Below are 17,899 nucleotides of genomic sequence, written 5' to 3'. Positions count from 1 at the left end.
CCATCCGGGCTACAGACTCTCAAATCTCACAACACGTGCGAGGCGCCCGGAATCTTCCGTAGGCCCGCCGTCAGTCCCCAGCTCAGCAGCACCGTGAGCACGAAGCCGACCGCGGCCTTCACGATGGCCGGCAGGCTGTAATCGTACAACGCATACTGGATCCAAAGCGCGATCGGGTAGTGCACCAGGAACATGCCATAGGCATCCGCCTGCATGCGGTCGAGCAGGCCAGGCCCCGGCGAGGTCTGCTGCAGGAAGAAGGCGAGGATCGCCAGCAGGATCGAGGCCGAGAACAGCACGACGCACGTGCCGTAGATCGCCAGGTACCAGTGCGGCAGCGGGTCGGGGTTGCCGAGAATTTCGCGCTTGATGTAGATCAGGACCCACATCAGGCAGTAGGGGATCAGCGTGATGATCGCCCAGGTCCAGCGGCTTTTCGGCAACTGGCCGTCCGGGCTGAGGATGCCGCGATCGAAATTCGCCGCGCCGACGCTGACGCCGAAGAAGAAATAGGCGAAATAGAGCAGGATGCGGCTGGCCTGTACCGAGAACGGCCCGAACTCGAACCATCTGCTGCCGCCGAAATAGAGCAGCGCCGGCACGTAGACGATGACGCTGACGACGGCGAGCAGCAGCCAGAACACGGCCGGCTGCTCGAATCCGCGCAGCGAGACACGATTGACCGGATCGACCAGATGGGCCGAGACCCGGTAGAGCAGGCTCGCGGTGAGGTCGAACGCCAGCAGCACCCATACGAACCAGATCGGGCCGCTCGGCCACGGGCCCGATGTGACCGTCGTCCACCAGAAGGAAGCGAAGCTCAGCTCCGGATCGTGCCGCAGCGCGATCGCGTAATAGGCGAGCGGAATGACGGTGAGGGCCGCGATCGCGAACGGCAGCCCCAGCCGCAGCAGGCGGTCGCGCAGGAAGACCGATGGCGCCTTGCGCGCGATGCCGGGCCAGGTGAACAGGCCCGACAGGAAGAAGAACATCGCCATGAAGAAGCTGTCGGTGGCGAGCACGATCATGTCGAAACCGGCAAAGGACGCCGGATCAGTGTGACCGAAATAGGTATAGGGGATCACGGCGTGATGCAGCAGCACCACCAGCGTCAGGAAGGTGCGGGCGCGGTCGAGCGAGACGTTGCGCGCCCTGGCCTTCGGCGCGGCATGCGCTTCCGCGCCGATCATCGCTGAATGTGACATCGTGACCATGGTCGCCCGCGCTCCTGCCCTGGCGGGACTGTGCCGCCGGGAACTCGATTCAGCAAGCCTCGTTTGGGATGCGCCGCGTGGTCCACAACCGCTAGGAACCAGTTCCCCGCAGCGAAGTTAGCGTTCGCCAAAGGGCTTGAGGGCTGCGAAAGCGGTACCAATCTGGAGCTGGCGATGACGATCCTCAAATGGGCGCTGATCTTTCTCTTGATCTCGATCGTGGCCGGCGTGCTCGGCTTCACCGGTATCTCGGCCGCCTCCGCCGATATCGCCCGCTTCCTGTTCTACGTCTTCGTCGTGATCTTCCTGGTGCTGCTGATACTCGGGCTCACGATCTTCAGGGCGTCGTAGCTCGGGCTGCTCCTACACGCACAATCGTCATGGCCGGGCTTGCCCCGGGCATCCGCGGTCTTCCATATCGCTACAGCCAAAGACGTGGATGGCCGGGACAAGCCCGGCCATGACGTCGTAGCAACGTGGGGTGGCTTACCCCACTTCCTCGATCTTCACCTTGTCCGGATAGAAGGCAAGATGGCCGGATATCCCGGTCATCGCGGGGAACGGTGTCTCGTAGGTCCAGATCGCGTTATCCAGCGTCTTGCCGTCGGCCTTGACGCTGTAATAGCTCGCATCCCCCTTGTAGGGGCAATGGGTGACGCGGTCGGTACGCTCGAGCAGCGCCATGTTGGTGTCCTCCCGCGGCACGTATTGCACCGCCGGATATTTGGCCTCCTTGAGCGTCAGCGCCTTGCTGGTCTCGGCGATCACGATGTCGCCGGCCGTGACGCGGACGCGGCGCGGGTTCGGGGTGATGGTGATGGGGTGGTCGGGCCCTGGAAGCTTCATGATTTCACGCCTTTTTCCATCAATCTGCCGCGCGCGGCACTTTGTCGTGTCTTTATCCCGGTGCGATCAGGGATATAGTGCCGGAAAGCGTGACGTAGAAGGCCGTTCACGCTAAGTTTGGCCCTGTCGGCAAGGGGACCCCGGCAGCGATTCGACGACGAGGCTGATTGCAGCCGAGACAAGGAGCACGACCCGAATGCCCATGGACGCCCACGATATCGAGGCGATGATCAAGGCAGCGATCCCCGATGCCGAGGTGACGATCCGTGACCTCGCCGGCGACGGCGACCACTATGCCGCGACCGTGATCTCGGAATCGTTCCGCGGCAAGTCCCGCGTTCAGCAGCACCAGATCGTCTATCAGTCCCTGCAAGGCCAGATGGGCGGCGTGCTGCACGCGCTGGCGCTGCAAACCGGGGTACCAGGTACTTGACGGAGTTGCACCTGGCCTGACCAGCGCGACGGGGGACGATGATGGCTGCGGACAATCCGCGCGGCGCGATGTTTCGCGTCATCGTGCCGAACCAGCACAGCCGCGTCACCAATGTCGAGCTGTTCTTCGATCTCGTCTTCGTCTTCGCCGTCACGCAGGTCTCGCACACGCTGCTGCACCATTTCACGCCACTCGGCGCGGTGCACGTTGCGGTGCTGTTTCTGGCGGTGTGGTGGGTGTGGGTCTACACCGCCTGGGTCACCAACTGGCTCAATCCCGAACTGACGCCGGTCCGCATCCTGATCTTCCTGATGATGCTGGGCGGCCTCGTGCTGTCGACGACGATCCCGACAGCGTTCGAGGGGCGTGGCCTGTGGTTCGCGATCGCCTACGCGACCATGCAGGTCGGCCGCACCGCGTTCTGGATGTTGGCAACGCCGCGCCACCGGACTGCGGTGCGGCACAACGCGATCCGTATCCTGGTCTGGCTCTCGGCGTCCGCGATCTTCTGGGTTCTCGGAGGGCTTGCGCATGACGACGCGCGGCTGTGGTTCTGGATCGCGGCGCTGACGATCGAATACGTCTCGCCCGCAGCGCGCTTCTGGGTCCCGAAGTTGGGCTTCTCGTCTGTCGAGGCCTGGGCCGTCGAAGGCGGCCACATGGCCGAGCGATGTTCTCTCTTCGTCATCATCGCGCTCGGCGAGGCCGTCGTCGTCAACGGCGCGACCTTTGCCGAGCTGGACTGGACCGCGGACAACATGCTCGCCTTCGTCTCAGCGCTTACCGGCGCCATCGCGATGTGGTGGATCTATTTCCACAAGGGCGCCGAAGCCGGCGCCGAGCGCATCTCGAAATCCACCGAATCCGGCCGGCTGGCGCGGCTCGCCTACACCTATCTGCACATGCCGATCATCGCCGGCATCATCCTGACCGCGGTGTCGGACGAGCTGGTGCTGAAGCATCCGGGCGGCCATTCCGATATCAGGATCATCGTCAGCACGATCGGCGGTCCGCTGGTGTTCCTGGTCGGCACCATCCTATTCAAGCACGCGATCCGCGGCTTTCTCCAGCTCTCGCACGGCATCGGCATCATCGCGCTCGCGGTGCTGTGGTGGTTCGCCGCCGACCTGTCGCCGCTCTGGCTGTCAGTCGCGACGACGGGGATCCTGATCGTGGTCGCGGTGTGGGAGTCGGTGTCGCTGGGGACCTCTCCGGAACAGGCCGAGGAGGAGCATTGACCCGGCGCCACTGGCCCCGGAGCGCTTACTCCGCGACCTCCAGCGCGTGCACCGAGAACATCCTGGCCGCATCCGTCCAGCTTTCGCGCACGCGCCAGCCCGCGCCCTGCGCCAGCACGGCGAAGCGCTCGAGGCTGTATTTGTAGCTGTTCTCGGTGTGGATGCTCTCGCCGGGGCGGAACGAGAAGCTGGTGCCGAGCAGGCGCACGGTCTGGTTCTTCTTGCTGATCAGGTGCATCTCGATCCGGTGCCGCTCGCGATTGTAGATCGCGCGATGGGTGAAGCCGGACAGGTCGAAATTGCCGCCGAGCTCGCGGTTGATGCGCACCAGCACATTGAGGTTGAAGCGCGCGGTGACGCCGGCGGCATCGTTATAGGCGTCGTGGAGGACGCGTTCGTCCTTTTCGAGGTCGGCGCCGATGATCATCTGCGCGCCCCGGCCGAGAATCTGGCGTGCGCTCTTCAGGAAGGCCTGGGCCTCCTGCGGCTCGAAATTGCCGATGGTCGATCCGGGGAAGAAGCCGACCTTGGGCATCGATGCGACCGCCTTAGGCAGCTCGAACGGCGTGGTGAAGTCGGCCGCCACCGGATAGATGCCGAGCGAGGGAAAATCCCGCTTCAGGCCGTTCGCCTGTGCCTTCAGGAAGTCGCCGGAGATGTCGACGGGCACATAGGCCGCGAACTTGCAGTGGTTGAGCAATAGGCGGACCTTCGTCGTCGCGCCGGCGCCGAACTCGACCAGCGCCGCATGCTCCGGAATGATCTTCGCGATCTCGCTGCCGCGCTCCGTCAGGATCGATAGCTCGGTGCGGGTCGGATAATATTCCGGCAGGCGCGTGATCGCTTCGAACAGCTCCGATCCGGTCGCGTCGTAGAAATATTTCGGCGACAGCTTCTTCGGCTGCTGCGAGAGGTCCTCGATGGCCTCGCGGGCGAAAGCGGTGGTCTGTTCGTCGGGGAGATGGGCTTCGGCCAAAGCGCTGGCGTGCACATTCATGATACTCTCCTGAACGCGCTGTCCGGCGCGCATTTGTCGTCGGATGAGAATTTTACTCGTAATCGGCGAGCCGCAGTCCCGTGAACTGCCAGCGGTGGTGCGGATAGAAGAAGTTGCGATAGGTGATACGGCTGTGGCCTTCGGGGGTTGCAAGCGAGGAGCCGCGCAGCACCAGCTGGTTGATCATGAACTTGCCGTTGTATTCGCCGAGGGCGCCTTCGACCGCGCGGTAGCCGGGATAGGGCGAGTATGAGCTGCGGGTCCACTGCCAGACGATGCCGAAGGCGTCGTTGAGCTGGCCGGCGCGTGCCGCGACCTCCCATTCCATCTCGGTCGGCAGATGCTTTCCGGCCCAGCGGGCGAAGGCGTCGGCCTCGTAATAGCTGACGTGGCAGACCGGCGCGTCGGGATCGACCGGCTTCACGCCGCCGAGCGTCATCACGTGCCACTGGCCATCTATCTCGCGCCAATGGCCCGGGGCCTGCCAGTCTTCCTTGCTGGCGGCGGCAAAGCCGTCCATCAACCACAGCGTTGCGGCCCGGTAGCCGCCGTCACGCATGAAGGCGAGCCATTCTGCATTGGTGACGAGATTGCGGGCGATCTTGACGGGTCCGACCAGGGCGCGATGCGCCGGCTTCTCATTGTCGAAATGAAAACTGTCGTCGACATGGCCGACGGTGTGGATGCCCTCGTTCAGCATCAGCCAATCCTCGCCCGGGCGCGTTGCGGACGGAAAGCGCCAGTCCGGATCGTAGGCCGGGTAGACCGGGTTCTGCGCGAACGCATGCAGAATGTCGGTGAACATCAACTCCTGATGCTGCTGCTCGTGATTGAGCCCGACCTCGACCACCGGTGCGATCTCGCGAAGCTTGTCCTCACCGGCCTCGCGGAAGAATTTTACGACCGCCGTATCGACATAGCTGCGATAGGCGCCGACCTCGCTAGCGCTGGGACGGGTAATGTCGCCGCGATGATTCCGGGCATGACGCGGGCCGGCGCTGACGTAATAGGAATTGAACAGGAACGCGAAATCGGGGTGGAAGGGCCGGTAGCCAGGGACGTGCTCGCCGAGCAGAAACTGCTCCCAGAACCAGGTGGTGTGCGCCCGGTGCCATTTCGCCGGGCTCGCATCCGGCATCGACTGGATCTGCTGGTCCTCCGGCGAGAGCGGCGCGGCATGGCGTTCGGTCTCGTTGCGGACGGCGAGAAAGGCATGCTCGAGCCGCAGAGCGAGGTTGCCCGGGTCGGAGGACTGTGACGAAAGCGGCGGACTGGCCGTAGCGGAGGCTTGTTTCGTCACGTTTTTCTCCAGACAGGACAAGAGAACGTTGTTGGCGTTACCCGGTTCCAAAACCCGGGTTCGTCCTAGATAGGGGCTCCGTTACGGTATGAAAGTCCTCCCCGGTGATGATATTCAGGCCGTCATCTAATGGGCCGAGGCGGTCGGGACCTGCCGCCCGGGGGCTTCTCGCCGCCATTTTACTTTGGATGCACAACGGTTTGGGCTACATATATAGCCATGCATCGGGTTAGATCGGCTGAGCCGGCCCGAAGGAATCGTTGAGGGCTCCGCCCCGGAAGGACATGGATATGAGCATCGAGGAATTCATCGCCAACGAAGTGAAGTCGAACGACGTGGTTCTGTTCATGAAGGGTACGCCGCAATTTCCGCAGTGCGGTTTCTCCGGCCAGGTCGTCCAGATCCTCGACCATATCGGTGTCGGCTATAAGGGCCTCAACGTTCTCGAATCCGCCGAGCTGCGCAACGGCATCAAGGAATACTCGAACTGGCCGACCATCCCGCAGCTCTACGTGAAGGGCGAGTTCGTCGGCGGCTGCGACATCGTCCGCGAGATGTTCCAGGCCGGCGAATTGCAGCAGCTCTTGTCCGAGAAGGGCGTCGCTGTCGCGGCCTGAGGCTTGACCACGCTGACGCGTCGCATTGGCGGCGCCGAGCTCAAGGTCATCGTTGCCGACATCACCACACTCGGCGTTGACGCCATCGTCAACGCCGCCAACACGTCGCTCCTTGGCGGGGGCGGCGTGGATGGCGCAATCCACGACGCTGCGGGTCCCGAGCTTCTCGCCGAGTGCCGGACGCTCGGAGGATGCCCGACCGGCGACGCCAAGATCACCAAGGGCTACCTTCTGCCCGCGCGCCATGTGATCCACGCGGTCGGCCCCGTCTGGCACGGCGGTGGCCGCGGCGAGGCCGAGGCGCTACGCTCCTGTTACCGTCGCGCGCTCGAACTCTGCCAGGTCAATCAGCTGAACTCGCTGGCGTTCTCCGCGATCTCGACCGGGGTGTATCGCTTTCCGGCCGACCAGGCCGCGAAGATCGCAGTGCATGCGACTATCGAGGCACTGCCGACCGCTCCCTCGGTCGCCCGCGTCATATTCTGTTGTTTCTCGGAGAGGAGCGCCGCTCTTCACACGGACGTTTTGGCGCGCTACGGCAGCCCTTGTGCCTGATGGCGCTGCCGGTACACTCCGCCGGACCATGTTCCGGGGAGGGGAGATGATTTCACAGTCTGGACTGCGTGCGCTGGTCTGCGGCGCGCTGGTGTTGCTTGGCGCGATGTCGTTCGCGCGAGCGGAGGGCACTTACGAGATTCCGGCCGGCGCGCATTTCAACCAGGAGAAGCTCGCCAAGGTCGGCGAGTTCTTCAGGAACGAGGTCGCGACCGGCAAGATCGCCGGCGCAACCGTGCTGATCAAGCAGCACGGCAAGCCGGTCTTTCGCGAAGCCTACGGCGTGCAGGACGTGGTGAGCAAGGCGCCGATCACCGACAGGACGATCTTTCGCCTGTTCTCGATGACCAAGGCGATCACCTCGGTGGTCGCGATGCAGCTGGTCGAGGATGGCAAGATCAAGCTCGGCGATCCCGTCTCGAAATACATCCCGTCCTTCGCCAATGTGAAGGTCGGCGTCGAGAAGAAAGCGGACGACGGCACCAAGTCGCTCGAGCTCGTGCCGCCGAACCGGCCAATGACGGTGCACGACCTGATGACGCACACGTCCGGCGTCACCTATGGCTTCTATGGCGACAGCCTGGTCCGCAAGGCCTATCGCGACGCCAAGATCTATGACGGCGATTTCGACCTCGCTGAGTTCGCCGAGCGTATCGCCAAGCTGCCGCTGCACAATCAGCCGGGCGCGCTGTGGCAATACGGCCATTCCACCGACATTTTGGCGAGAGTCATGGAAGTCGCGGCGGGCAAGCCGCTGATCGACATCATGCGGGAGAAGCTGCTCGATCCGCTCGGCATGGTCGACACCGGCTTCTTCGTCACCGACCCCGAGAAGCAGAAGCTGCTGGCGCAGCCGGTGCCGAACGACAGCGATTTCCGGGTCGGCCGGATCAACGATCCGACGGTCGTCAAGAAGATCCAGTTCGCCAGCGGCGGCATGGTCACGACCATGGCCGACTATGAGCGCTTCGCACAGATGCTGCTCAACGGCGGCAGTCTCGACGGCAGGACCATTCTCAAGCCCGAGACGTTCAAGCTGATGGTGACCGACCAGATCGGCCCTAAATCAGGCGTCGACCGCGATTATTTCTATTTCCCCGGCGACGGTTTTGGCTTCGGGCTCGGCCTTGCGGTCCGCACGGATCCCGGCAACTCAAAGCCGCCGCCGCCCGGCGATCTCGGGGAATTGAAGTGGGACGGCGCCTCCGGCTGCTATTTCGTGATCGACCCCAAGCAGGACATGTTCTTTGTTCTCTTGGAGCAGACCCCGACCGAGCGCCAGCGCGTGCAGCGGACGTTGAAGCAGTTGGTTTATGAAGCGATGGAAAAGTGAGATGTTCGGGCGCCGCGGGCTGATCGCGGCGCTCGTTCTTCTGTTCAGTGCAGTCGGTGCGCGGGCGGGCTCCGAGGGACGCGCCCACAATTTCTCGCCAGAAGGTCTGGCAAAGGTCTCCGATTACATCCGGGGCGAGATCGCGGCCGGCACGTTTCCGGGCGCGATTCTGCTGCTCCAGCAGCACGGCAAGCCGGTCTACTACGAGAATTTCGGCGTCCGCGACGTCGCGACCGGGATATCGATGAGCGCGGACACGATCTTCCGGCTCTATTCGATGTCGAAGCCGGTCACCACGGTCATGGCGATGATGCTGGTCGAGGAGGGCAAGCTTTCGCTCGAGGATCCCATCGCAAAATACATTCCGGCGTTTGGCGGGATGAAAGTCGGCGTCGAGAAGAAGGCCGAGGACGGCAAGATTTCGCTGGAGCTGGAGCCGCTCCATCATCCCGTGACGATCAAGGATTTGATGCGTCACACCGCTGGGCTGCCCTACGGCTATTATGGCGGGGGCCTGGTGAACAAGCTCTATGCCGATGCCGGTCTTTTCGACAACAAGGCTTTGACCAATGCCGAACTCGTCGCGAAGATCACCGCGCTGCCGCTCGCCGAACAGCCCGGCACGAGCTGGGATTACGGCCACTCCACCGACGTGCTCGGCCGCATCGTCGAGGTTATTTCGGGGAAATCGCTGTTCCAGTTCGAGAAGGAGCGGTTGCTCGATCCGCTCGGGATGACGGACACTGCATACTATGTCGCCGATCCCGCCAAGTGGCCGCGCATCGCCGAGCCGCTGCCGACGGATCGCGCCATCAGCCCGATGACGCAGCTGCGCGATATCAGGAAACCGCTGAGGTGGGAGTCGGGCGGCGGCGGCCTCGTCGGTACGATCGGCGACTACGCGCGCTTCTCGCAGATGCTTCTCAACGGCGGCACTTTTGAAGGCCGGCGCTATCTCAAGCCCGAGACCATCGCGCTGATGGCGTCGGATCATATCGGGCCGGAGACCAAGATCGCGCGCGACCAGAACTATTATCCGGGCGGCAGCTCCGGCTTCGGTCTCGGCTTCGCCGTTCGCACCTCGGTGCCGGCGGGGACGTCATGGCCGCTCGGCGAATATCGCTGGGACGGCGTCGGCGGTACCTTCTTCTTCATCGATCCCGAAGACGATCTGTTCGGGATCTTAATGATGCAGACCCCGTCACAGCGCGGCCGGATTCAACTCGCGCTGAAGACGCTGATTTATCAGGCGATGGGGCGGTAGATTTTTGTTTCGACGCGTTTTCTTTACGCGAACCGGTATCCACTTCGCTCGAAAACGCTCTGATTACGCCCCACGCACGATCTCGCGCACATAGCCGATCGTCTCCTCGATCTGGCTCGCATTGACGTCGAGATGCGTGCAGGCGCGGATACGGCCGTCCATCATCGCGAGCGTCACGCCGCGCTGGCGGAGTGCCGCAACCATCTTGTCGCCGGCAACGCCAGTGCCATCGGGCTTGAAGAAGACAAGGTTGGTCTCGGGCTCCTGCACCTCGACGCCTGCGATCTGCGACAGCCCGCGGGCGAGCGCGCGCGCATTGGCGTGGTCGTCGGCAAGACGCTCGACGTGATGGTCGAGCGCGTAGATGCAGGCGGCCGCGCAGATTCCGGCCTGCCGCATCGAGCCGCCGAGGCGCTGCTTCCACTGCCAGACCGCGTCGATGAAGGCGCGCGTGCCGGCGAGCACGCCGCCGATCGGCGCGCCCAAACCCTTGGAGAAGTCGATCCAGGCCGTATCCCATCCCGCCGTCATGTCGCGCGGAGAGATGCCGCTTGCGACAGTGGCGTTGAGCAGGCGCGCACCGTCCATGTGGGTGACGAGGCCGTGCTGCTTGGCGATCGCGACGATTTCGTCGAGCGTGGCCTTCTTCCAGATCGTGCCGCCGCCGATATTGGCGGTCTGCTCGACGCTGACGACCGTCTGCGGCGGCTGGTAGCGTGTGCGCGGATGCAGCGCCTTCCGGAACGTCTCCGGCGTGAACTGGCCGTCGGGGCCCTTCAGCTGCGTGACCTGGAAGCCGCCGATCGCGGCATGGGCGCCGCCTTCGCGAGCGATGATGTGGGCAGTCTCGTGCGCGAGGATCTCGTCGCCGGGCCGGCAGTGCACCAGCGTCGCGGTGACGTTGCACATCGTTCCGGAGGGCATGTACACGGCGGCTTCCTTGCCGAGCAAATCCGCGACGCGCTCGCACAGCGCGTTCACGGTCGGATCGTCGCCGACCTGCTCGTCACCGACCTCGGCCCGCGCCATCGCCTCGCGCATCGCAGGCGTCGGCCTGGTCTGCGTGTCCGACAGCAGATTGATGCGCACCGGCGGCGCCTTCGGATCGATCGGGGGAGGGGTGTAGAGCATCAACTTGCTCCCTGAGGGAATGGCAGTCACTCGCTGTCAGCGAGTTCTGGGTGGACGCCGGGCGGCGTGACGAAACCGCATGATAACGATTTCCGTCGCGGTCACACGATAGTCTATCAGATAGGGATAAGGATTGACCGGCAAGCGACGGACGTATGCACGAGTGGTCGGTCGCCCTGCATAAGGATGAGTCTGGAGCAGCGCGATCAGAGCGACAATGCGGTCGCGGACGTGGCCCGCGCCCTGGGGCGATCGCGCTTCGATATAGGTCAGAATTTCGTCGATCTGGGCGAGTGCCCGCTTTGTGTAACGGACGTTCACAGTCCGTGCTTGGCCCACATCGCGCGAACTTCGTCGGAGCTAGCCAGTTCGCCGCGGGCGATTTCAGCTTCGGCCTCGGCGAGGTCTGCTTCTTCCGCTGCCGTCAGCTGGATCGGAGGCTGATCGACCCCGGCGAGTTCAAGCAGGGTGCGCGCCAGCTCGTCTTGCTCTGAATCAGATAGGGCGGAAACCTTGTTGAAGGCTTCTTCAAGAAGACGCGTCATGATCAAGCTCCACTACGCAATCATAGCACGAGTGGATCGAAACACGGAAATGGCCGGTCACAACAAAAAGGCCCCGGAAACCGGGGCCTTTGAGCGATTGATGCCGAAACTATCAGCGCGAATAGAATTCGACGACCAGATGCGGCTCCATCTGCACCGGGAACGGCACGTCGGAGAGGTGGGGGATGCGAATGTATTTCGCGGTCATCTTGCCGTGGTCGACTTCGAGATAGTCGGGCGTGTCACGCTCGGGGAGCTGGCTCGCTTCGAGGACGTGGGCGAGCTGCTTGGAGGCTTCTTTGACCTCGATCACGTCGCCGACCCTGAGCTGGTAGCTCGAGATGTTGACCTTGCGGCCGTTCACCTTGACGTGGCCGTGGTTGATGAACTGGCGCGCGGCGAAGATCGTGGAGACGAACTTGGCGCGGTACACGACCGCGTCGAGACGACGCTCCAGAAGACCGATCAGGTTCTCGCCGGTGTCGCCCTTGAGGCGGCTGGCCTCGACATAGATGCCGTGGAACTGGCGCTCGGAGATATTGGCGTAATAGCCCTTCAGCTTCTGCTTGGCGCGCAACTGCACGCCGAAGTCGGAGAGCTTGCCCTTGCGGCGCTGGCCGTGCTGGCCGGGGCCGTACTCGCGGCGGTTCACGGGGCTCTTCGGGCGGCCCCAGATGTTCTGGCCCATACGGCGATCGAGTTTGTACTTCGCCTCACTGCGCTTAGTCATCGCGTCCTCTTCAGGTACATGGTTTGAGGAAACGCGCCCTCCTGTGTGACGGACCTAGGTCCGGCACTGACAGGCCCGATCCCCAAAGCTTAAGGGACAGGACCACGGGTCGCGAAACGCTTCGCGGGCCGAAATCGGCCCGCGAGCAGGCGGCTTTTAGGTGAATGTGGGTCGTTCTGTCAATCGTTTAGCCGTCATTCCGGGGCGCTCGCAGAGCGAACCCGGAATCTCGAGGTTCCGGGTCCGGCTCTGCGAGCCGCCCCGGAACGACGGTATTCTACGTCCCGACAACCCGGATCGGCTTCGGCCCCGCCGAGCGTAATTCGGCGGCGATTTCAGTGTTCAGGGCCTGTTCCAGCCGGGTCAGGACCCGAGCGATGGGGGCGGCGTCGGTGACCCGGTGGTCCCAGCGGATCACGACATGGATGGTCTGGTCGGGCTCGACCATCCCGTAATTGACGATGAAGGGGCCGGGCGTGATGGGATGCAGCTCGCCGCCGCCATAGGCGGCCACCGAGCTCACCGCGAAGCTGCCGAACCAGTTGCCTCGTTGCCGGCCGAAATTCAGGCCAATCGCCCAGGACAGGCGCCGCAGCGGTAGCGGCAGCCGGGTCGCCCGCATGATCTTGCGGAACATCGGGATGTCCGCGATCGGCGCCGTCTTGGCGCGCCGGATCTCGGTGTCCACCGCGGCCAGCGTCATGGTTTCAGGGGCGGCGATTCGCTGCGGCAGCACGCATTCCTCGCCGTCCTCGACCCGGGCGATGGCTATCGACGCCACGCTCTTCGGCAGTTCGTAAAGCATCGGCCACGGCCATTTGGCGTAGACGGTGCGCAGGACCGGCTCGTCCCTGGCGACCAGGGCAAAGGCCTTGACGAACATCGCCGCCCAACCGGCCGGCGCCATCGCATCTGCGCGGGCCTCCAGCAGGGGACGGATATTGAGCGAACGGGACAGCGAGACGAACGGCACGCCCATCGAGGCGCGCATCAGGTCGCAAATCAGGCGGCGCCGCAGCGAAATGGTCTTGGGCGTCCCGCGCATCAGTCTCCGGTTCCCGAGGATGAAAATATGTGCAGCGAGTGGGTTCCCGCTCGCCGCCTGATTTCTCCTAGCACGAACCAACCCGCTTGGGGCCGGTCGGTTCGCCGCATCAGGGTGCCGGCGAGGCCAGCGGCTTGGTCTTGTCGACGACGTAAACTCCAAGCACTTTCATAGACTTGTCGCCGTGGACCTTGGCGTCATGCACGACGCCTGCCGGGATCTGGTAGGAATCGCCGGCTTTGAGGGTTTTCTCCGGCTGCCCGTCGATCAGAAGATTGAGCTCGCCTTCCAGCACATAGCCGGTTTCGATCCCGGGATGGGTATGACGTCCGGCCGCGCCGCCCGCCGGGATTTCCGCAATAGCGGTGATGGTGTTGTAACTATCCGGAAATTCGACCTTCTGGAGCGGGGTGCGCTTGATGCTGGGTTGCTGAGCGAAGGCCGCAACGGCGAGGCCGGCAAAGGCGAGAGCAAGCACAGTCTTTTTGAGCATGATTTTCCTCCCTGGAACGGCTGAGCCTAGCAGCGCGGCAGTTCCCGGCAAGGCCTTGCTCCGGCGGTTCAGCGCCTGATCCCCTCGAACGCCGCCATGATGCCGCGCTGGAACAGCGACCAGTCGAAGCCGAGCGCGATCGCGCGGTAGCCGCGGTCGACCAACTGGTTGGCCTGATCGGCGGTGCGGGCGACGCCGCCGATCGGCACGCCGCTCCGGAGGATGCCGGCCTCGGCGCGCGCGACCAGCTCCAGGAGCTCCGGATCGTCCATCTGGCCGCGCTTGTTGATGGACGTCGCGAGATCGCCGGGACCGATCACCGCGACGTCGATGCCGGGCGTTGCCATGATCTCGTCGATGCGATTGACCGCATCGACATGCTCGATGGTGATCATGCAGATCATCTCGTCATCGGCGCTGGCCATGTAGTCGGGCATCGACTGGCCCCAGCGGAACGGCGCGTGGAAGGGGCCCCAGAGACGGTCGCCGCGCGGCGGATAGCGCACGCTGCGCACCGCCTTCTCGGCTTCGTCGCGATTGGTGATCATCGGGAAATTGATGCCGAAAGCGCCGATGTCCATCGGCGCTTTCGCAAGCCACGGCTCGTTCGCCGCGATCCGCACCAGCGGCGTGCATGGCGTGCCGGTCGTCGCGGCGATCATCGCATGCGCTTCGGTCAGTCCGATCGGACCATGCTCGAGATCGACGATGATCCAGTCGAGCGAGCGCGCCATGATCTGCACGGTCTGCACGCTCGGGATGGTCGCGATCGCGCCGAAGGCGGGGCGCCCTTCGCTCCACAATTGGCGGAGACGGTTGAGCGGCGTTGCAGGCAGCGACATGAGATGACCTTGCGCAAGATGACGACGGCGAAACCTAGCAGCGCGCCGTTAGCTCGGAAAGTCAGGCCAGCGCGCGGCCGCCAAAGAACGGCGTCAACATGGCGCTGAGGCGATGCGCGCGGTTCGAGGTGAAGATCATCTCGGCGCCGGACTGCGCGATGCCGCCGATCCGCACGCCGAGCAGATCCGAGACGCGGCGGGCGATGGCGGGGGCCGGGTCGATCCATTCGACCGGCCAGGGCGCGAGTTTTTTCATCCGGTCGAGCAGCAGCGGATAATGCGTGCAAGCCAGCACCACCGTATCGGTGCGCGCGCCTGCGTCCGCGGCATCGCCGACGAAGCAGGGGGCGAGCTCGGCGAGGATGTCGCCGTCGCTGATCGGGGTGCCGCTAAGTTCGGCCTCGGCGAGCGAGGCAAGCTCGGGCGAGCCGACCAGCGTCACCTCGCAGCCAAGGGCGAAATCGCGGATCAGCGTCTTGGTGTATTCGCGCTTCACCGTGCCTTTGGTGCCGAGCACCGAGACGCGGCGGCTCTTCGACTGCGCGCAGGCCGGCTTGATCGCCGGCACCGTGCCGACGAAGGGCACGGAATAAGCCGCGCGCAAGTGGGACAGGACCAGCGTGGACGCCGTGTTGCAGGCGATGACGACGAGGTCGGGATCGTGGCGGCCGATCAATTCCCCCATCAGCGGCACGACGCGGGCGATAATCTCGTCCTCGCTGTGGTGCCCGTAAGGGAAGAAGGCGTCGTCGGCGACGTAGACGTAATGTGCGTCCGGGCGTGCGGCCACGACCTCACGCAGCACCGTGAGCCCGCCAAGGCCGGAATCAAACACCAGGATCGTCGGAGAGTCTGTCACGTCGTTACCCTAGCCCGGCATGGTTACCATTCGGTTTTTGGGGCGGTTTTGCGGCGGGCCTGCTTGGCGCGAATTTGGAGCGATTCCATTCCGTGATTGCCGCATGTTCCCGCTGTCGGCAGCCATGCTGCGGTGCGAGCAGGCACAGGCCCGCAAAACTCCGGAGAGCCCGCGTGAATTTCGCTGCGATCGAAATGATGGAGCAGGATGCGGCGTCGCGCCAGGACTGCACAAAGGTCACGCGATCCGGTTCGTGGTCGCCGCCCGCTCCGTCGCCAGCTGCTTCTGCAAGCGGTCGATGTTTTGCAGTAGGCGCTGGCTGGTCAGCACCAGGAAGTAGTAGCCGAACTGCGGGTCCTGGAAGTAGATCTCGAGCAGCCGGTCATAGGTGATCGTCAGCACCTGTCCGTCCTCGATGCATTCGACCGTTCCGGTCCGCCGGTTGTCCGGCGTGAGGAAGCCGAGCTCTCCCATCAGCGCTCCGGGGCCGATCTCGATGTTGATTTCCTTGACCAGGAACTTGCCGGTCACCGTGAGGAACATCTCGTTCGCCGGATCGCGCAGCTTGAACAGCGTGTCGCCGCGGCGATATTTGCGTTCGGTCATGAACGGCTTCAGCCATTCGATCGACATGTCGCCCTCGGCGGCGTGGCGCGCCTTCTTGACCAGCTTGAGCATCTGCCGCAGGCGCAGGGCGTTGATCGGAAGCAGCAGAAGATAGAGCAGGAACGTCGCGACGTTGGCGGTGAGCGCGCCGAAGACGGCGAAGAACGCGCAGCCGATCATGTTGGCGACGCGCAGGGGCACCATCGTCCGCATCAAGAGGGTGGCGACGAAGAAGCCGGCGCCGACTGCGGCGAACAGATTGGCGAACGTGATGTTGTGGACGAAGATCTCCAGCATCCGGTTGAAGATCGCGTCATAGGTGACGTTGTTGGGATCGAGGCCCATCTGGACCAAAATCTTCGCGATCCTGAGGTTATCCGTGGCCGCCTCGAGGATGCGGTCGAGGATCGAGGAAATGTCTGCGCTGCCGGACGGCATGGTACTAACCCCGCGTAAGGCCTTCGGTCCTGGTCGGTATGCTCGACAGGTATAGCCGAAATCGAATGACGACCGCCTGAAATGAGGCCTTTGGCCGTCGTGCCGCAAGAGGCAAATTTTAGCCTGATCGGGCGTTTCGGCAATTGCCCGTTGGTTGCGCGTATGACGTTGGCGCGCCCGCGATTCGGGGCCTCTGGGCGTGAGCTTCGGCGGCGCGGAGGGACCTCGGCACCCGACGAGGCGAGCGCAAGCCGGACTCCGCCTTATGGCTTCGCGGCGGGCTGCACGACCTGCTGCTCGACGAGGCCGAGGTGGCCGGGCAGCGAACCGGCGCGCAGCATCATGGCGACGCTGTTTGCTTCCTCCAGTGTGAAATTGCCGGAGATCTGGCCGGAGCCGCCGGTGATGGGCTCGCGGATCACGGGAGCGGCGATAACCTTGTCGTCGAGCACGATTGCAAACGGCTTTCCGACGTTCTCTGCGGTGAGGTGGGCGAAGCGCCGCGTGCCGCGGCCGTTGAAGCGGAACGAGGCGATCGGCTCCTTCGTGGCGCTGGCAAAGCCCGGCCCGGCATCGCTGATGTCGTCGCCGTCCAGCGCGCTGTCCTTGGCGACCAGATAGGGGAGCTTGTCCTTGAAGCCGAGCAGGACTTCCGAGCCCGCGGGCGCCGTGCCGGATTGCGCCTGCCCGCCCGGCATCGAGAGGTCCACCAGGCGGAAGCTGACCTTGACCTTCCTGGCGAAGATCGCGGTCACGCGCTCGGGATCCATCACGCCCGGGATGAAAATGCTGATGCGATCCGCGCTCTCGGGCTGGACGCTGGCGAGGTTGATGCCGGCGTCCTTGAGGCGCTGCTCGATCATGGCGATGGAATCTTCGACCAGATCGCGCAACCGCGCGGCGGATGCGGCATCGGTCGGCGCGAGCCTGACCAGTCCGTCGCCGCCGTCGGTCGCGGCGAGTGCATGCGACGGCAACCCCTCCGCGGCCGAGGCGAGCTTGCGCTTGAGCTCTTCGCGGCCCCTGGCATCCGCGATCTTCAATTCGACGCCGCCGTCGCGGATCGCAAGCCCGGAGAAGGCGATCTTGCCCTCGCGCAGGGTCTTGTAGACGTCGTCGCGCAAATCGGTGACGACGCTCGCGCGCAAGCCGTCGCTGTCCACCTTGTAGGTGATGCGCGAGCCGCCCAGCTTCTCCACTTTGTCGCCGACGAAGGCCGCGATCTTGGCGCGCATCTTGTCGAACTGGCTGTCTCCAGCGATCGCCGCGCGGGGCAGGGCGATCGCCATAATCGCCGAAGTCATGGCGAGCGCGGCAATCAGCCGTGTGACGCGGTTTTGCGGGGGCATGGTCAAGATCACCTCAAGTCTTGCGGCAGGACGCTGGCAGGCGATTCCAGTGCATGTTCTTGGT

21 protein-coding genes are annotated in these 17,899 nt (G+C 64.1%); 7 read left to right on the top strand and 14 right to left on the bottom strand.

Going from position 1 to position 17,899, the window contains the following annotated elements:
- Positions 1-26: 26 nt before the first annotated feature.
- Positions 27-1,214, bottom strand: a complete 1,188-nt coding sequence (locus QSV46_RS30500; protein WP_314960383.1) for an acyltransferase — start codon at positions 1,212-1,214, stop codon at positions 27-29.
- Positions 1,215-1,388: 174 nt separating this feature from the next.
- On the opposite strand from QSV46_RS30500, the gene QSV46_RS30495 reads away from it, so the two are divergent.
- Positions 1,389-1,565 carry a DUF1328 domain-containing protein gene (locus QSV46_RS30495; protein ID WP_314960381.1) on the top strand — a complete coding sequence of 59 codons (177 nt, stop codon included), beginning with the start codon at positions 1,389-1,391 and terminating at the stop codon, positions 1,563-1,565.
- Positions 1,566-1,700: 135 nt separating this feature from the next.
- Here the strand turns inward: QSV46_RS30495 and QSV46_RS30490 are convergent, their stop codons facing one another.
- Entirely contained in the window at positions 1,701-2,060 is a 360-nt protein-coding gene (locus QSV46_RS30490; protein ID WP_314960379.1) for a DUF427 domain-containing protein, read from the bottom strand.
- A gap of 196 nt (positions 2,061-2,256) precedes the next feature.
- Between QSV46_RS30490 and QSV46_RS30485 the strand changes: the two genes are divergently transcribed.
- Together QSV46_RS30485 and QSV46_RS30480 are read left to right on the top strand one after the other, a co-directional pair.
- The gene (locus QSV46_RS30485; RefSeq protein WP_008139419.1) at positions 2,257-2,493 is read left to right on the top strand and encodes a BolA/IbaG family iron-sulfur metabolism protein; all 237 of its coding nucleotides are present in this window, start codon (positions 2,257-2,259) and stop codon (positions 2,491-2,493) included.
- A 41-nt stretch (positions 2,494-2,534) separates the two neighbouring features.
- Positions 2,535-3,731, top strand: coding sequence for a low temperature requirement protein A (locus QSV46_RS30480; protein WP_314960618.1), 1,197 nt, complete (start codon positions 2,535-2,537; stop codon positions 3,729-3,731).
- Positions 3,732-3,756: 25 nt separating this feature from the next.
- On the opposite strand, the gene egtD is transcribed toward QSV46_RS30480, so the two are convergent.
- A complete protein-coding gene (gene egtD, locus QSV46_RS30475; RefSeq protein WP_314960364.1) occupies positions 3,757-4,728 on the bottom strand; it encodes an L-histidine N(alpha)-methyltransferase in 972 nt (323 codons plus the stop codon).
- 52 nt (positions 4,729-4,780) lie between these two features.
- Positions 4,781-6,079: an ergothioneine biosynthesis protein EgtB gene (gene egtB, locus QSV46_RS30470; protein WP_314960363.1), complete on the bottom strand. Its 1,299-nt coding sequence runs from the start codon at positions 6,077-6,079 to the stop codon at positions 4,781-4,783.
- 239 nt (positions 6,080-6,318) lie between these two features.
- Between egtB and grxD the strand changes: the two genes are divergently transcribed.
- Genes grxD through QSV46_RS30450 form a run of 4 tightly spaced genes read left to right on the top strand, consistent with a single transcriptional unit; the run spans position 6,319 to position 9,797 of the window.
- A complete protein-coding gene (gene grxD, locus QSV46_RS30465; protein ID WP_314960361.1) occupies positions 6,319-6,645 on the top strand; it encodes a Grx4 family monothiol glutaredoxin in 327 nt (108 codons plus the stop codon).
- A 3-nt stretch (positions 6,646-6,648) separates the two neighbouring features.
- Entirely contained in the window at positions 6,649-7,200 is a 552-nt protein-coding gene (locus QSV46_RS30460) for an O-acetyl-ADP-ribose deacetylase (protein WP_314960359.1), read from the top strand.
- Positions 7,201-7,246: 46 nt separating this feature from the next.
- Complete coding sequence (locus tag QSV46_RS30455; RefSeq protein ID WP_314960357.1) at positions 7,247-8,533, top strand: serine hydrolase domain-containing protein; 1,287 nt, start codon at positions 7,247-7,249, stop codon at positions 8,531-8,533.
- Between the two features lies 1 nt (position 8,534).
- Positions 8,535-9,797, top strand: a complete 1,263-nt coding sequence (locus QSV46_RS30450; RefSeq protein WP_314960355.1) for a serine hydrolase domain-containing protein — start codon at positions 8,535-8,537, stop codon at positions 9,795-9,797.
- 63 nt (positions 9,798-9,860) lie between these two features.
- Here QSV46_RS30450 and QSV46_RS30445 read toward each other — a convergent pair whose 3' ends face one another.
- From QSV46_RS30445 to QSV46_RS30400, 10 genes are all read right to left on the bottom strand, one after another.
- Complete coding sequence (locus QSV46_RS30445; protein ID WP_314960352.1) at positions 9,861-10,928, bottom strand: threonine aldolase family protein; 1,068 nt, start codon at positions 10,926-10,928, stop codon at positions 9,861-9,863.
- Positions 10,929-10,964: 36 nt separating this feature from the next.
- Positions 10,965-11,249 (bottom strand): type II toxin-antitoxin system RelE/ParE family toxin, encoded by a 285-nt coding sequence (locus tag QSV46_RS30440; RefSeq protein WP_314960350.1) that lies wholly within the window; start codon positions 11,247-11,249, stop codon positions 10,965-10,967.
- Entirely contained in the window at positions 11,246-11,473 is a 228-nt protein-coding gene (locus tag QSV46_RS30435) for a hypothetical protein (protein ID WP_314960348.1), read from the bottom strand. Before QSV46_RS30435 ends, QSV46_RS30440 begins: the two co-directional genes overlap by 4 nt.
- 112 nt (positions 11,474-11,585) lie before the next feature.
- Complete coding sequence (rpsD, locus tag QSV46_RS30430; RefSeq protein WP_314960346.1) at positions 11,586-12,203, bottom strand: 30S ribosomal protein S4; 618 nt, start codon at positions 12,201-12,203, stop codon at positions 11,586-11,588.
- A gap of 277 nt (positions 12,204-12,480) precedes the next feature.
- Positions 12,481-13,248: an acyltransferase gene (locus QSV46_RS30425; protein WP_314960345.1), complete on the bottom strand. Its 768-nt coding sequence runs from the start codon at positions 13,246-13,248 to the stop codon at positions 12,481-12,483.
- Positions 13,249-13,357: 109 nt separating this feature from the next.
- A complete protein-coding gene (locus tag QSV46_RS30420) occupies positions 13,358-13,741 on the bottom strand; it encodes a cupin domain-containing protein (RefSeq protein WP_314960344.1) in 384 nt (127 codons plus the stop codon).
- A 68-nt stretch (positions 13,742-13,809) separates the two neighbouring features.
- On the bottom strand, positions 13,810-14,583 hold the full coding sequence (locus tag QSV46_RS30415; protein WP_314960342.1) for an HpcH/HpaI aldolase family protein: 774 nt from the start codon (positions 14,581-14,583) through the stop codon (positions 13,810-13,812).
- A gap of 61 nt (positions 14,584-14,644) precedes the next feature.
- The gene (murI, locus tag QSV46_RS30410) at positions 14,645-15,442 is read right to left on the bottom strand and encodes a glutamate racemase (protein WP_314960340.1); all 798 of its coding nucleotides are present in this window, start codon (positions 15,440-15,442) and stop codon (positions 14,645-14,647) included.
- 237 nt (positions 15,443-15,679) lie between these two features.
- Positions 15,680-16,486, bottom strand: coding sequence for a cyclic nucleotide-binding domain-containing protein (locus QSV46_RS30405; protein WP_314960338.1), 807 nt, complete (start codon positions 16,484-16,486; stop codon positions 15,680-15,682).
- Positions 16,487-16,749: 263 nt separating this feature from the next.
- Positions 16,750-17,835, bottom strand: coding sequence for a SecDF P1 head subdomain-containing protein (locus QSV46_RS30400; RefSeq protein ID WP_409997223.1), 1,086 nt, complete (start codon positions 17,833-17,835; stop codon positions 16,750-16,752).
- Positions 17,836-17,899: the final 64 nt, after the last annotated feature.

Origin of the sequence: Bradyrhizobium cosmicum (assembly GCF_032290525.1) — a bacterium.
GTDB classification, from domain to species: domain Bacteria; phylum Pseudomonadota; class Alphaproteobacteria; order Rhizobiales; family Xanthobacteraceae; genus Bradyrhizobium; species Bradyrhizobium cosmicum_A.
This window is presented reverse-complemented; position numbering and strand designations above follow the sequence as displayed.

What these genes read in the sequence shown, in the direction of transcription:
- QSV46_RS30500 (WP_314960383.1), bottom strand. Translation starts at nt 1,214, where the DNA reads ATGGTCACGATGTCACATTCAGCGATGATCGGCGCGGAAGCGCATGCC.
- QSV46_RS30495 (WP_314960381.1), top strand. Translation starts at nt 1,389, where the DNA reads ATGACGATCCTCAAATGGGCGCTGATCTTTCTCTTGATCTCGATCGTG.
- QSV46_RS30490 (WP_314960379.1), bottom strand. Translation starts at nt 2,060, where the DNA reads ATGAAGCTTCCAGGGCCCGACCACCCCATCACCATCACCCCGAACCCG.
- QSV46_RS30485 (WP_008139419.1), top strand. Translation starts at nt 2,257, where the DNA reads ATGCCCATGGACGCCCACGATATCGAGGCGATGATCAAGGCAGCGATC.
- QSV46_RS30480 (WP_314960618.1), top strand. Translation starts at nt 2,535, where the DNA reads ATGGCTGCGGACAATCCGCGCGGCGCGATGTTTCGCGTCATCGTGCCG.
- egtD (WP_314960364.1), bottom strand. Translation starts at nt 4,728, where the DNA reads ATGAATGTGCACGCCAGCGCTTTGGCCGAAGCCCATCTCCCCGACGAA.
- grxD (WP_314960361.1), top strand. Translation starts at nt 6,319, where the DNA reads ATGAGCATCGAGGAATTCATCGCCAACGAAGTGAAGTCGAACGACGTG.
- QSV46_RS30455 (WP_314960357.1), top strand. Translation starts at nt 7,247, where the DNA reads ATGATTTCACAGTCTGGACTGCGTGCGCTGGTCTGCGGCGCGCTGGTG.
- QSV46_RS30450 (WP_314960355.1), top strand. Translation starts at nt 8,535, where the DNA reads ATGTTCGGGCGCCGCGGGCTGATCGCGGCGCTCGTTCTTCTGTTCAGT.
- QSV46_RS30445 (WP_314960352.1), bottom strand. Translation starts at nt 10,928, where the DNA reads ATGCTCTACACCCCTCCCCCGATCGATCCGAAGGCGCCGCCGGTGCGC.
- QSV46_RS30435 (WP_314960348.1), bottom strand. Translation starts at nt 11,473, where the DNA reads ATGACGCGTCTTCTTGAAGAAGCCTTCAACAAGGTTTCCGCCCTATCT.
- rpsD (WP_314960346.1), bottom strand. Translation starts at nt 12,203, where the DNA reads ATGACTAAGCGCAGTGAGGCGAAGTACAAACTCGATCGCCGTATGGGC.
- QSV46_RS30425 (WP_314960345.1), bottom strand. Translation starts at nt 13,248, where the DNA reads ATGCGCGGGACGCCCAAGACCATTTCGCTGCGGCGCCGCCTGATTTGC.
- QSV46_RS30420 (WP_314960344.1), bottom strand. Translation starts at nt 13,741, where the DNA reads ATGCTCAAAAAGACTGTGCTTGCTCTCGCCTTTGCCGGCCTCGCCGTT.
- QSV46_RS30415 (WP_314960342.1), bottom strand. Translation starts at nt 14,583, where the DNA reads ATGTCGCTGCCTGCAACGCCGCTCAACCGTCTCCGCCAATTGTGGAGC.
- QSV46_RS30405 (WP_314960338.1), bottom strand. Translation starts at nt 16,486, where the DNA reads ATGCCGTCCGGCAGCGCAGACATTTCCTCGATCCTCGACCGCATCCTC.
- QSV46_RS30400 (WP_409997223.1), bottom strand. Translation starts at nt 17,835, where the DNA reads ATGCCCCCGCAAAACCGCGTCACACGGCTGATTGCCGCGCTCGCCATG.